14 protein-coding genes are annotated in these 12,157 nt (G+C 65.9%); 1 reads left to right on the top strand and 13 read right to left on the bottom strand.

Annotated features, from left to right (window positions below; translation table 11 throughout):
- Positions 1 to 305: 305 nt before the first annotated feature.
- From HZB53_15110 to HZB53_15090, 5 genes are all read right to left on the bottom strand, one after another.
- The gene (locus tag HZB53_15110; protein MBI5878978.1) at positions 306 to 2,303 is read right to left on the bottom strand and encodes a VCBS repeat-containing protein; all 1,998 of its coding nucleotides are present in this window, start codon (positions 2,301 to 2,303) and stop codon (positions 306 to 308) included.
- A 45-nt stretch (positions 2,304 to 2,348) separates the two neighbouring features.
- Positions 2,349 to 3,161, bottom strand: a complete 813-nt coding sequence (locus HZB53_15105; protein MBI5878977.1) for a carbon-nitrogen hydrolase family protein — start codon at positions 3,159 to 3,161, stop codon at positions 2,349 to 2,351.
- Positions 3,162 to 3,338: 177 nt separating this feature from the next.
- Entirely contained in the window at positions 3,339 to 3,962 is a 624-nt protein-coding gene (locus tag HZB53_15100) for a GAF domain-containing protein (GenBank protein ID MBI5878976.1), read from the bottom strand.
- 52 nt (positions 3,963 to 4,014) lie between these two features.
- On the bottom strand, positions 4,015 to 4,926 hold the full coding sequence (locus tag HZB53_15095; GenBank protein ID MBI5878975.1) for an RluA family pseudouridine synthase: 912 nt from the start codon (positions 4,924 to 4,926) through the stop codon (positions 4,015 to 4,017).
- A 106-nt stretch (positions 4,927 to 5,032) separates the two neighbouring features.
- Positions 5,033 to 5,488 carry a hypothetical protein gene (locus HZB53_15090; protein MBI5878974.1) on the bottom strand — a complete coding sequence of 152 codons (456 nt, stop codon included), beginning with the start codon at positions 5,486 to 5,488 and terminating at the stop codon, positions 5,033 to 5,035.
- A 201-nt stretch (positions 5,489 to 5,689) separates the two neighbouring features.
- Here HZB53_15090 and HZB53_15085 point away from each other — a divergent pair, with 201 nt between their 5' ends.
- Positions 5,690 to 6,898 (top strand): beta-lactamase family protein, encoded by a 1,209-nt coding sequence (locus HZB53_15085; GenBank protein ID MBI5878973.1) that lies wholly within the window; start codon positions 5,690 to 5,692, stop codon positions 6,896 to 6,898.
- 63 nt (positions 6,899 to 6,961) lie between these two features.
- On the opposite strand, the gene lspA is transcribed toward HZB53_15085, so the two are convergent.
- From lspA to HZB53_15045, 8 genes are all read right to left on the bottom strand, one after another.
- Positions 6,962 to 7,471 (bottom strand): signal peptidase II, encoded by a 510-nt coding sequence (gene lspA / locus HZB53_15080; protein ID MBI5878972.1) that lies wholly within the window; start codon positions 7,469 to 7,471, stop codon positions 6,962 to 6,964.
- 5 nt (positions 7,472 to 7,476) lie between these two features.
- Entirely contained in the window at positions 7,477 to 7,827 is a 351-nt protein-coding gene (locus tag HZB53_15075; protein ID MBI5878971.1) for a TraR/DksA C4-type zinc finger protein, read from the bottom strand.
- A 100-nt stretch (positions 7,828 to 7,927) separates the two neighbouring features.
- A complete protein-coding gene (locus HZB53_15070; protein ID MBI5878970.1) occupies positions 7,928 to 8,362 on the bottom strand; it encodes a VOC family protein in 435 nt (144 codons plus the stop codon).
- Positions 8,359 to 8,805, bottom strand: a complete 447-nt coding sequence (locus HZB53_15065; GenBank protein MBI5878969.1) for a pyridoxamine 5'-phosphate oxidase family protein — start codon at positions 8,803 to 8,805, stop codon at positions 8,359 to 8,361. The genes HZB53_15070 and HZB53_15065 overlap by 4 nt, the downstream gene beginning before the upstream one ends.
- Positions 8,806 to 8,848: 43 nt before the next feature.
- Positions 8,849 to 9,394: a bifunctional adenosylcobinamide kinase/adenosylcobinamide-phosphate guanylyltransferase gene (cobU, locus tag HZB53_15060; protein MBI5878968.1), complete on the bottom strand. Its 546-nt coding sequence runs from the start codon at positions 9,392 to 9,394 to the stop codon at positions 8,849 to 8,851.
- Complete coding sequence (cobS, locus tag HZB53_15055) at positions 9,382 to 10,152, bottom strand: adenosylcobinamide-GDP ribazoletransferase (GenBank protein ID MBI5878967.1); 771 nt, start codon at positions 10,150 to 10,152, stop codon at positions 9,382 to 9,384. Before cobS ends, cobU begins: the two co-directional genes overlap by 13 nt.
- Complete coding sequence (locus HZB53_15050) at positions 10,107 to 10,865, bottom strand: sugar phosphate isomerase/epimerase (protein ID MBI5878966.1); 759 nt, start codon at positions 10,863 to 10,865, stop codon at positions 10,107 to 10,109. The genes cobS and HZB53_15050 overlap by 46 nt, the downstream gene beginning before the upstream one ends.
- Positions 10,865 to 11,653: an enoyl-CoA hydratase/isomerase family protein gene (locus tag HZB53_15045; protein MBI5878965.1), complete on the bottom strand. Its 789-nt coding sequence runs from the start codon at positions 11,651 to 11,653 to the stop codon at positions 10,865 to 10,867. The genes HZB53_15050 and HZB53_15045 overlap by 1 nt, the downstream gene beginning before the upstream one ends.
- Between the last annotated feature and the right edge of the window lie 504 nt (positions 11,654 to 12,157).

Here is a 12,157-nt window from a genome sequence, read left to right as displayed (position 1 = left end):
GAGAAGGGGCCAGGGGATGCGGGGGCAGCTTGGTGGCCAGACTCCAAAATGAGAATTGCTGTGCCGGAGTCAGCAATTCTCATTTTGGCCTTGGGCGGGTACTTTCCATTGCCGGCGTGCTATGAACTGGCCCCCCTGGTGCTTGTCACGCATGCTGGCTCGACAAGAAAGCGGCGTTGCCCTCCCCGTTAGCTTTTCCCCTGCGCCCCGCGCGCGCGCAGGGGCCAGGGGATGAGCAGGCAACCTGGCGGCCGACTCCAAAATGAGAATTGCTGGCGCCCGGAAGCGGGCGGACGGGTAGGCGGCTAATGCAGGATCAGAGGGAGGTAGAACGAGTAGATTCGCTCGGGCACGCTCAACGCCACCGGAATCGATATCGGCGGTGCGCCTGCCGTGGAGACTCGCAGCGTGCCGGTGTAGCTGCCCGGCGCTGAAGGAGCACTTACGGTCAGCGCGATGGCGCCACCGGTTGTGCCATTGGCCGGCGAGACCTGCATGATGCGGCTGGGATCGTCTTCGCTGGCGGACCACGCCAGGGATGCGCCGTCTGCGGAGGTGAGGCTGATTGAGAACCGTTGTGAACTGCCGCGCGGCAGCATGATCTGTATGGCGCCGGGCGCGGCGACGAGCCGGTGCGGCGCGGCCGAGCCGGTGTGCTGCGCATTGCCGCCGAACATCGGCCACGGCGCGCTGTATGCCGCTTGCTGCCCCGGCGACGACGCGAGCAGTCCGCCCAGGTTCGTCCACGCGTAGAAGTATCCGCGCGTCCCGCCGCTGTCGTTCATGTGCGCGCCGCCGATCAGCACGTCGAGCGTGCCGTCGCCATTCAGGTCGCCGACCGCGGGCGTGGACTTGAGCGTCCACCATGCGAACAGCGACGTCGTCGCGCCGCACGACGGTCCGCCGCACGTCAGTTGCGCGCCCGTGCGGCCATCGATGACGGTCACATCCCACATGTTGGAGACCAGCACCTCAAGCGATCCGTTGCCGTCGAGGTCGGCGATGGCCGGCGCGGCGAGATCGCCGAGGTAGGGATCGTTGGCGGCGGCGCTTGCATTGCGCGGGATCAACGACCACCAGGGGGTAGACGAAGCGCGCGGTCGCCAGGCCGCCACGCGGCCGTAGCCGTCGCCGCCCATCGCCGTCGCGCCCGAAATCTCCGCCACCACCTCGGGCACGCCATCGTCATCCAGATCGCCTACTGCGACCGACGATTGCACGCAGGCTGAGCCGGGCGGCAGCCCGAGCGTCTGCAGGGTCGCGCCATCGGATAGTCGCAGAATCTTGACCCAGCGGCCGCGCTGAGCGAAGGCGCAGCCGTTGCCGATAATGATCTGCGGGCCGGGAAGGTCGGGCCGCACGGTGGCGATGACCGGCGAGGACAAGATGGCCTGATCGAAGAACGCTTGCCAAATATACGCGGAGCCGGCGCAGCCGCCGGAGCAGAACTCGATGCGGCGCGGTGTGCGCGGCGCCGTGTCGAACGCGTACAGAAAGCCGCCGTCCTGCGTGGGGGGATTGAGCGCGCCGTTGGCGCTCATCGCCGTGCCGATGATCATGTCGAGGCGGCCATCGCCGTTCGCATCGGCGAAGGCGGGGGTGGACCAGGTCGTGTCGGCGGCGTTGTAATACCAGCGCACGGCCCCGTCGTGGTTCAGCAGGTAGATGTTGCGGTCTTCCGCGCCGAAGCCGACTTGCAGCCGCCCGTTGCCGTCGGTGTCCGCCAGGCTGGGCGACGACACGACGCCGTAAAGCGACTCCGGCGCGTAACCCTGGCTCTGCTGCCATGCGCGCGTGCTGAAGCGCCAGGCCAGCGCGCCGTCGGAGCCGCGGTACGCGGCCACGCCGCCATCGCAATCGCTCGCGGCCATCGTGCCGTACGATACAACCACGTACGCCATGCCGTCGCCGAACAAGGGGCCGACGGCCGGCGCGGAGTTGATCTTGAAATCGTATGCGCCGGTTGAGCACGCCCACGGCATGACATTCACGGACCAGAGGAGCGAGCCGTTCGCATGATAGACGTACAGCCGCCCATCGCCGCCGGCGATGGCGGCTTCTTGTCCATCGGTGGCGCTGCCGTCGATCTCGGCGATGACGGGCGAGCCGCGCACCACGGCCGTACCTGACAGCGCGATGCCGTTCCGCAGAGGCGAATCGCCGCCTGGCAATGCGGACGGATGCGTCCATCCGCTCAAAGGCGGCGGATTGTCCAGCAGGGATGCCGACGACGCCGGGGGGCGGGCCAGTAGCAGCATGCCGGCGAGAAGCAGCCAGCGCGTTAGATTGGTGCGAAAGTGCATGAACGGTTCAACCGACCAGGATTCCGGCCATCCTGGCCGGTCAAACTAGTACTTCCTTACTATATTACGATACGCGAGGGGCTGACGATACTGCAATATTTGATGTTCTTCGCGCACCTGTTTGACCTGGTCGAGGTCGATCTTGGCCAGGCCGTACCCCTCGATGCCGGTATCGACCGACGCGAACACTTCGCCGCGCGGCCCGATGATGCTGCTCTCGCCGAAGAACTTATACGACGGCTCGTCGCCGATGCGATTGGCCGCGGCGACGAACAGCGAATTCTCAAAGGCGCGCGCCATCAGATAGGCGTGCCACTCTTCCTCGTTCGGCGTCTCCCAGTTGGCGCACACCGCGAGAATATCCACGCCGTCGAGCGCGAGGCTGCGCGCCGCTTCAGGGAAAGCGAGATCCCAGCCCACGAGCACGCCCAGGTTGCCAAAGTACGTCTCAAAGACGGGGAAGCGGAAGCCGGGGCGGAAGACCATGCGTTCCGCGCCGCGCAGGTGGACTTTGTGGTAGTCGCCGATCAACTCGCCGTCCGGGCCGACCAGCACGGCGCCGTCGTAGATGATGCTCTCGACCTTGGCCTTCAACGGCATCCCGAACAGGACGTGCACGTTGAACTCTGACGCGCGCTGGGCGATGACGTTGACGGCCATGCCCGGCACGGTCTGCGCCAGGTCGGTGAAGTTCAGCCCGCACTCGTAGCCGCTGGTGGCGAGTTCGGGGAAGACGATCAGATCCACTTTCTGCCCTTTGCAGATGGCGGCGATCATGTCGCTCATGTGCTGAAGGTTGTCTTCCAGCGCGTTCAACTTGGGCATCATTTGCGCGACGGCAACGGATATCTGGCGCATACGTCTGGCTCCGGAATGGCCCGCCGTGGCGGGCGCGTGGGATGGTTGGTACTAGAACATTCGTACGCATGATGATACATGAAGGCGCGCGTTGGCGTCAAACGACTGCGCCGCGCGGGAAACCCGGCGGCGCATGGTGTTGATCGGCGCAACTGGAATCGGCGGCCGCGCGCGGCCTTACGGCTCTTGGTCCTGCGTCGCGTTGTCCACGCGGGTAATCGCTCCGGTCAACAGGTCGGCGATGACCGTGAGGATTTCCAGGTCGTGCGCGTTGAAAGCCTGGTTGCCCGTCTTGTTCAGCACCTCGAGCACGCCGAGCACGCCCTGATCGCCCTTGATCGGCACGGCGATCAGGTTCTGGGTGACAAACTGAAAGTAGGTATCGACGCGCCTCAGGAAGCGCGCATCAAAGTACGGCTGGTTGACGATTTGCGGCAGTCCATGCTCGGCGACCCATCCGGCGATGCCCTCGCCCCGCGCGGTGCGGTAGCCGGGCAGGGTCGCGCTGACGGCCCCGCGCACCTGCATGAAGACCAGGTCGCCGCTGTCGCTGTCGACCATCAGCAGCGAGCCGTCGCTGCCGTGCACGCTGCCGATGGCGCTGGCCAGCGCTTTGTCAAGGAACGCCATGAGATCGCCTTCGTTGCGCGCTTTCGAACGCGCCTCCTGGAGTTCCTGCAGGCCGCGGATGGTGTCGCGATAGGCTTCGTTTTCGTGGCGCAGCAATTCCAGCTCGTGCTTGAGCCGGTCGTTCTCTTCGCGCATGGCGCGCAGCGCGCCGCTTTTAAGAGGAGCAGTCAATGCGTACCTCGTCTGGGTCCGGGCGGGCGGAAACGGCTGGCCCGGTCTGACTCTATCGCAAACTGTCCAGCACGGACTGAAGGTCGGCGGGCAGCGGCGCTCCAAACTCGCGCTCGACGCCCGACGACGGCATGCGCAGGCGCAACGCGCGCGCGTGCAGGAATTGCCGCGCGAGCGCGATCGCCTCGTTGGGGCGTCCATATGCGGCATCGCCCGCCAGTGGATGACCCAGGGCGGCAAAATGCAGGCGAATCTGGTGTGTGCGGCCGGTCACCGGCTGCGCTTCGATCAGTGTGAAGGCGGCGAAGCGCCGCAGCACCCGGAACGCCGTGCGGGCGGGGCGCTCCGCTTTGCCGGAAATCGCCATGCGCGTTGGCTGGCTGCGGCTGCGCCCGATGGCCGCCTCGATCAACCCCTGCTCGCTCTCCACGCGCCCGTGCACGAGCGCCCAGTACGTCTTCTTGATGGTGCGGGCTGCAAACTGCGCAATCAGGTTTTGCTGTGCGGCGGGCGTCTTGGCCACGACCATCACTCCCGACGTGTCCTTGTCCAGCCGGTGCACAATGCCGGGGCGCAACGAGTCCTCGAAGGCCGCCAGGCCAGGGCAGTGTGCCAGCATGGCGTTCACGAGCGTGCCCGCCGACACGCCATGGCCGGGATGCACCACCATGCCGGCCGGCTTGTCCACCACAATCAGGTCATCGTCCTCGTAAACAATCGGGACATCGATCGATTCGGCGATCAGTACCGGCGGCTCTGGCGGCGGCACGTCCAGCGTCACGACTTCGCCAGGCGTCAGCCGATGGCTGGCCTTGGCTTCCGCGCCGTCAACCAGCACACGCGCCTCGTGAATCAGGCGCTGCAGGCTTGCGCGCGACAGGTCGGCGACCTGCGACGCTAGAAAGCGATCCAAGCGTTGCCCGCCCTCACTGATTTCCCAGCGCTTAAAGGTATCAACAGTCATGAAGTGACCACATTATAGCAGAACCGATCGCGCAGAGGCATGGTACCGACGTCCTCTTGTCAGTTTGGCTCAATGCGACTGCTTCGCCAGAAGCGAACCCGGGTACTCAGTGACGAAGAACACGGCGCAGGTTGGACTGGTACCTGTGCATGCGCCATCGGGCATTCAATGACAGACCGGCACCCGTCAGTGCCAGGCCGACGCCGATAAGGAACACAAACTGGCCCGGGCTGGCTGGTGCGCTATCCAGGTCGACCACGACCGACTGCAGCCGGGAGAAGCGCAGCGGCACGGATGCCACGAAATGGCCGACGCGCTCGATCTCCCGGGTTGCGCCAGAGGCATCGCTGAACGCGAAAACGGTAACTTCGACGGGTCCGGCGGCCTGTGGTGCGTCATACCAGCGATATCCGACGATCTCGCCGGTGGCCGGCAGCGCTAGCGGCGGCGACAGGAGCGTGTAGAATGGCCCGCCGGTTATAAAGAAGATGATTACACCAGCAAGCAAGCAATACCGGGCGGTGGTTACCCGCGAGCACATCAGGTCGGCAAATCGCGTCATGGCGCTGCTCCTTTGGCGTACCTATATTATACCGCCCCTCGTCAAGGTCTGCGGAACCCTGAGCTTCACTAACCATCGGAACCGCGACGCCATGCTATAATAGCGGCCATGCACGAACCGGGCGCAGGTGCATTCGAGTCATGCGCAAACGCTCACCTGACGTTGCACGGGCCTCATGCCCGCGAGTCCAAAAGGAGAATCATGAACGTCGTTGCCCCCGAATCGGTTGGCCTGTCGTCGGACCGACTGGCACGCATCCGTACCGTCATGCAGTCATACGTCGACCGGCGCATCATCGCAGGCGCGATCACGCTGGTTGCGCGGCATGGACAGGTGGCGCATTTCGAGTGCATCGGCCAGATGGATGTCGAGGCCAACAAGCCGATGCAGGCGGACGCCATCTTCCGCATCTACTCGATGACGAAGCCGATCACCAGCATCGCGCTGATGATGCTGGTCGAGCAGGGCCGGCTGCTGTTGAGCGACCCAGTATCCAAGTACGTTCCCGAATTCAAGGACATGCGCGTGTATGCCGGGCGCGATGCGAGCGGCGCGGTGGTGACGTCGCCGGTGGCGCGGCCCATCACCGTGCACGACCTGTTCACGCATACCGCCGGGCTGGGCTACGGCCTGTTCACCGATCACCCGGTCGAGGATCTGTTTCGCGCCGCCAAGATCTTTGCACCATTGGGCGGCATGGTTGTGCCGCTGGACGAGATGGCGCGCCGGATCGCGTCCATACCGCTGGCGAACCAGCCCGGCGCGCGCTGGCGGTATAGTATGGCGACCGACATGCTCGGCTACCTGGTGCAGGTCATCGCCGGCCAGCCGTTTGACGTGTACCTGGCGGAAAAGATCTTCCAGCCGCTTGGCATGAGCGACACCGGCTTCCATGTGCCTGCGGAGAAGGTGGGACGTTTCACCGCGTGCTATATGCCGAATCCGACGGGCGGCCTGCTGTTGGCCGATGCCCCGGCGGCCAGCCCGTATCGCTCGCCCGCGCGCGTACCGTCGGGCGGCGGCGGCCTGGTATCGACGGCGGCGGATTACCTGCGCTTTGCGCAGATGCTGCTGAACGGCGGCGAGCTGGATGGCGCGCGCATGATAAGCCGCAAGACGCTGGCGGTGATGACCGCCAACCATTTGCCGCCGACGCTCCTGCCGCTTCAGCTCGGCCCGGAACGGCTGCCGGGCGATGGGTTCGGACTTGGCTTCAGCATGCGTATCGGCGACGAATCGGGGACGCTCGGCTCGACGGGCATGTACGGGTGGGGCGGGGCGGCCGCCACACGCTTCCACGTCGATCCGCTGGAAGACATGATTTCGATCTTCATGCCGCAGTTGCTGGCGGCGGTCGAGCCGATCCGCCCCATGTTTCAGAACACGGTGTACCAGGCGATCATCGACTGATTCGGCGCTGGCGGGTCGAAAAAGCGCGACCGGACAACCGTCCGGTCGCGCTCTGCTTGCTGGCTATTGCGCGTCGAGTTGCGATTCGGGCGGCGCGGGCTGGGCCTGCGGCTGCAGCCCGATATAGACGGCCAGCAGCGTGATGCCGACGACGACACTGCTGTCGGCGATGTTGAAGACCGGCCACCAATTGGCCCGGTACCCGAAGTCAATGAAATCGGTGACGTTTCCGTAGCGCAGGCGGTCGATCAGATTACCGCTGATGCCGCCCAGAATGAGCCCGAGGCTGGCTTGCACCCAGAGCGGCGCGATGGCACGGTTCCGGAACGCGTAGATCGCGATGCCGATCATGACGCCAATCGCAATCAGCTTAAATAGATCGTTGGCCCATGGGAACATGCCGAACGCCGCGCCGGAATTGCGCACGTGCGTCACGCGCAGCCAGTCATAGATTGCATCGACCGGCATCCACGATTCGCCCACAGCCAGGTTCGCCTGAACGAGGGACTTGCTCCACTGGTCGAGCCCGAAGAACGCCACGGCCAGGAGCGGCACCGCTGCCAGCTTGATCATGCGGTTCACGTGATGTTCGCTCGCTTCTCAACCTTGATCTGGTCATCCATGCAGTAGCGCGCCGTGGGCAGCGCTTCGAGGCGATTGTCGCCGATCGGCTTGCCGCACACCTCACACACGCCGTACGTACCGGCATCGAATTTCGTCAGAGCGTGCTCCACCTCGGCCAACAGCCATTCGAGTTGCTCATGCACCGTTTCGTTCTTGGACTGCTCGAAGACATCGCTGGCGTCGTCGGCCTGATGCGTGCTGTAGCCGACGCGGCCCTCATCGATGACCGGCCGCGTCGCATCGAGATCGCGCCGCAGCCGGGCTTTTTCATCCGTCAGTCGCTTGCGGAAATGCTGTTTGTTCATACGGCCGGTTCCTTTGACCTGCCCGCGCATGCCGGGGAGAAGGCTGAATTGAGTCTACCATAAGGCGCTGGGCTGTCAAAGGTCGCTTGCGGTTGCACATTCAGGCGAGCGGCCGATCGGGCACCCAGACGAAGCCGTCACCGTCGAGGATGTGCGCCTCGCGCAGGCCGTGCGGCTTGTCGTCGGGGCCGGCGAGCACGACGAACCCGCCTTCCCGCGCGCGGCCCGCGATAGCATCCGGATCGGCGCCGTGCAGCCGCAATTCCACGCCGGCGCCGCGCGGCAGGTCGTCGCCGGCCCGTTCGCGCATCGGATGCCCGGCGTAGGTATGGTCGGCGTGCAGCATCCATTCGCCGCCCCAGCCACGCACGACGGCGAAGTCCGGGTCGGCATAGACGACGCTCGCGCCGAGCACGTCGCGCTGGAAGCGCACCGCCTCCGCCACCGAACGCACGAGTAGGTTCACCGATAGTCCGCCGAGCGAGCGGCCATATTCGCCGGCCGCCATGAATGGATCACCTGTGCGCAGCTTCATGCCGCACCGCGTTCCCAGCGCCGTCGCGACGGCGCGCCGTCCTTCGGATAGGTGGTGCTCGATGCGCTGTCCACGGCAAGTTCGAACAGGATGTAGCGCTCGCGCGGCTCGTAGGGCGCCAGTTGTGTGGCGATGCTGCGGGTTTCCGAATCCGAGACGAGGCACGCCCGGCCGGTCACCATAAACTCTCCGTTGGAGCCGTCCGTGTCGCGCACGGCGGCGTGCAAGGCGAAACGCGAGTCGCGCTTCAGGTCGAACCCCTTGGGGGAGGTCGGTTCCATGAAAAGGAACAGCCGTCCTTGACCAATAATCGGCGTGACGGGGTGCACGCGCGGGCCGCCGTCCTTGCGGACGGTGGCGAGATAGGACACCGTGCCGTTCATACGCGCCACGCCAAAAGCGGCCAGTTCTGCGTCGGCGCGCTCGAGATCCTGCCAACTCATAGGGTCATTCCTTGCGACCGTGCGCTACCGGTCATTATGATGTCTACGTGCTTTTCAGCGTCCACGGGAGCCCGGCCACCAGCAGGACTACCTCCGTCGCCGCCTGTGCGACGCGCTGATTGGCGCGCCCCAGCAGGTCCCGATACGCCCGGCCCAGGCGGGTGGGCGGCACCACCCCCATGCCGACTTCGTTGCTGACGACCAGCCACGTGGCCGACGATTCGGCGCACGCATCGAGCAGGTCGCGCGTTTCACCCAGCACGGCGGCGTCGACTTCGGCGGAGGCGGCATCTTCCGGCAACGCCAGCATGGTGTTGGATACAAGCAGCGTCAGGCAGTCCACCACGACTGTGTCGCAGTCCGCGCCCGTGCGGCGAACGGCCGAGCCGACGTGCCGCGATGCTTCGAGCGTGGTCCATTCCGGCGGCCGCGCAGCGCGATGATGGGCGATGCGCTCGCGCATGTCGTCGTCGAGCGCTTCCGCCGTGGCGACGAAGAGCACGCGCCGGCCGTGCGCCCGCGCCCACTCCTCCGCGTGGCGGCTTTTGCCGCTGCGCGCGCCGCCCAGTAGCAGAATCAGACGGCCCACAGCGCCGCACCCCACAGGCAGACCAGTTCGGTCAATTCGCACAGCGCGCCGTACACGTCGCCGGTAAGCCCGCCGCCGAGCCGCTGAGCGGCCCAGCGCCCAAGTCCGAAGGCGAGCAACGGGGCGACGGCCAGGCCAAGCAGGGCGCGCCGGTCGAACCAGCCGAGCGTTCCGCACGCAAGCGCCGTGATGAGCGACGCCACAACCAGTTGCCTGCGGCCTAATCCGGTTCGGAAGTAGGCGCCGCTGCCGGACGCGCGCGCCGACTGGAAGACGCCGGCCGCCAGCGCCATCGCCCAGCGGCCCGCAATGGGCGCGGCCACGAGCGCGAGCGGTGCGATGAGCCGCAGCGCGCCGAACTTGCCCAGCAGTAACGTGCTGATTCCGACCACGGCCCACATACCTGCGCGCGGGTCTTTCATGATCTCCAGCCGGCGCTCCGGCGTGGTCGTCGCGAGCAACCCGTCGCAGGCATCGCCCCAGCCGTCGAGGTGCAGGCCGCCGGTCAGCGCGATCCACGCAACGAGCGCGAAGAACGCGCGGGCGTCGACCGGCAGCGGCAGCGACACGATGACCCACAGCGCGGCGCCGATCACAAGTCCCACGAGTGGGAAGTACGCAAAGGCGTAGCCGGGTGACCGTGTGCTCGACGGTATGCCGGGCAGCACGGTCAAGAACGCGAACGCCGCGCACAGATCGGACCAGATGCCGCTCACGCGCCCGCTCTGCTGTGCAGCCGCTGGATCGCTGTCGCCCATGCCGCATAGCTCATGAAAAAATCATCCTCAAACACCTCGAGCGTCAACACGCCGTCCCAGTTGTTCAGGCGCTCCAGAATCGGGTCCAGTCGTGCCGCTGACATCACCGCTAACGGCAGATGGTCGCTGCCCTGAAAGCCGTGCAGGTGCACGACGCGCGCATGTTCCAGCCAGGTCTCTATGAACGGCGCCGGGTCGCGGCCGGCTTTCCAGAGATGCCCGATGTCCAGTGCGCGCGACAGCGGCACCGCATCAAAGATTGGCAGCAAATATTCGGGCAGATAGTTTTCCAGATTCTCCAGCGACAGACAGCGCGGGCCGGGCACCATCGCCACGAGCGCTCGCGCCGCTTCGATAGCCTGCGCCGTCCAGTCCAGCGTTCCGGCGCCGGCGCCGTCCAGATGAAACACGTATGCGTGCGGTTGGAGCGGTTCACAAGCGGCGACGATACGCCGAGCGGCATCAATGGATGGGTGTGGCGGCGCGCGCAAGTCGCGCGGCAGGTGAACCGTATAGGTCAGATCGTGTACGCGGCCAATCTCCGCGAGTTGGGCCACGGTCGCGGCATCCGGCACGTTCCCGCTGCCGTCAGGCAACTCGAACAAGACAAGCTCCACGTCGCGCACCCAGTTGGCGAGCCGGCTGGCGTTCTCGACCAACCCGGCGCGGTACACATACGATGTGCTGCCCAGCCGGTAGGCGGGCGGCCGCATCAGTCGCCGCTGTAGCGCGGCTCGCGGTGCCCGGTGTAGCTGGCGATCGCCTCGCGCAGGTCGGCGCTGTTCAGCAGTTCCGCCTGCGCGTCGATCTCCAGGTCCTGGCTCGTGCGCAGCGACATGGATGCGCCGTGGTCGATAATGCGCTTGGCGATGCCGACTGTGCGAGGCGGCAGACGCTTGAATTTGTCGGCAAATGCGGCCACCGCACCGTCCAACTCAGCCGGGGGTACGACGCGATGCACCAGTCCGTACCCGCGCGCCGCGTCGGCATCAAAACGCTCGCCGAGCAGCACCAGTTCCTTCGTCGCCGCCGGGCCGATCACGCGCGTAATGCGCTGCGTGCCCATGACGACCGCCAGACCAATCTTCACCTCGGGCAACGAGAAGTAGGTCTTCTGCGACGCGATGCGAAAATCGCAGCAGAGCGCCAGCAGCAGGCCGCCGCCGATGCAGAAGCCGCGCAGCTTGGCGATGACGGGCTTCTCCAGCGCTTCAAATTCATCGAGGGCGCTCTGCATCGTGCGCAGGCTGGTACGGTACTCGGCCTCGGGCTGGCCCGGCATCTGGCCGATGATGCCGACGTCAACCCCGGTCGAAAAATGGTCGCCGGCGCCCTGCACGACCACCGCCCAGGTGGCGCGGTCGGCCGCGAGCCACGCTGTAATAGTGCGTAGTTCAACAAGCGTTTCCGGCAACAGACTGTTCTTGGCGCTTGCGCGGTTCAGCGTCAGCGTCGTGATGTGGTCGGTGGTTTCGACGTTCCAATGGTTGGTGTCGGGCATGGCAGGGCGCTCCGGGCGTTGCGGCGGTTGGCTGGAACGCGCCCATCATAGTGCAAATTGCCATGCGTGGCAATTGCGCGACACGGCGCCCGTCAATGCGCCGTCGGGAGCCCAGCGTATCGTAGACGATGGCGCTTCGGTGGCGCTGCCGTTGCGCGTCGCCTGGCCCGCGGGACGTGCAGGCGCGCTGCCCAGCCCACTGCGGATCGGGGGGGGCGAATCGGTATGGTTGGCCGAAAAGTTGTCACTCCCGCGGAAGCGGGAGTCCAAGGCAACGCCTCTGGATACCCGCTTTCGCGGGCCAGCAATTCTCATTTTGGAGTCGGCTGCCAATATGCCCCCTCATCCCCTGCCCCTTCTCCCCCGCGCGCGGGGGAGAAGGGGAAAAGCTAACGGGGAGGTGCGCGGCGGCGCAGCCGCCGCGCACCTCCCCTAAGAATCTCGCCCCCTCCCAACGAAGTTGGGAGGGGGTCGGGGGGAGGGCAGCGCCACTTTTTCGGCGGG

This window comes from Chloroflexota bacterium (assembly GCA_016235055.1).
In the GTDB taxonomy this organism is placed as follows: domain Bacteria; phylum Chloroflexota; class Anaerolineae; order JACRMK01; family JACRMK01; genus JACRMK01.
This window is presented reverse-complemented; position numbering and strand designations above follow the sequence as displayed.

What these genes read in the sequence shown, in the direction of transcription:
- HZB53_15045 (MBI5878965.1), bottom strand. Translation starts at nt 11,653, where the DNA reads ATGCCCGACACCAACCATTGGAACGTCGAAACCACCGACCACATCACG.
- HZB53_15095 (MBI5878975.1), bottom strand. Translation starts at nt 4,926, where the DNA reads ATGACTGTTGATACCTTTAAGCGCTGGGAAATCAGTGAGGGCGGGCAA.
- HZB53_15065 (MBI5878969.1), bottom strand. Translation starts at nt 8,805, where the DNA reads ATGAGTTGGCAGGATCTCGAGCGCGCCGACGCAGAACTGGCCGCTTTT.
- HZB53_15085 (MBI5878973.1), top strand. Translation starts at nt 5,690, where the DNA reads ATGAACGTCGTTGCCCCCGAATCGGTTGGCCTGTCGTCGGACCGACTG.
- HZB53_15070 (MBI5878970.1), bottom strand. Translation starts at nt 8,362, where the DNA reads ATGAAGCTGCGCACAGGTGATCCATTCATGGCGGCCGGCGAATATGGC.
- HZB53_15090 (MBI5878974.1), bottom strand. Translation starts at nt 5,488, where the DNA reads ATGACGCGATTTGCCGACCTGATGTGCTCGCGGGTAACCACCGCCCGG.
- HZB53_15050 (MBI5878966.1), bottom strand. Translation starts at nt 10,865, where the DNA reads ATGCGGCCGCCCGCCTACCGGCTGGGCAGCACATCGTATGTGTACCGC.
- HZB53_15110 (MBI5878978.1), bottom strand. Translation starts at nt 2,303, where the DNA reads ATGCACTTTCGCACCAATCTAACGCGCTGGCTGCTTCTCGCCGGCATG.
- cobS (MBI5878967.1), bottom strand. Translation starts at nt 10,152, where the DNA reads ATGGGCGACAGCGATCCAGCGGCTGCACAGCAGAGCGGGCGCGTGAGC.
- lspA (MBI5878972.1), bottom strand. Translation starts at nt 7,471, where the DNA reads ATGATCAAGCTGGCAGCGGTGCCGCTCCTGGCCGTGGCGTTCTTCGGG.
- HZB53_15075 (MBI5878971.1), bottom strand. Translation starts at nt 7,827, where the DNA reads ATGAACAAACAGCATTTCCGCAAGCGACTGACGGATGAAAAAGCCCGG.
- HZB53_15105 (MBI5878977.1), bottom strand. Translation starts at nt 3,161, where the DNA reads ATGCGCCAGATATCCGTTGCCGTCGCGCAAATGATGCCCAAGTTGAAC.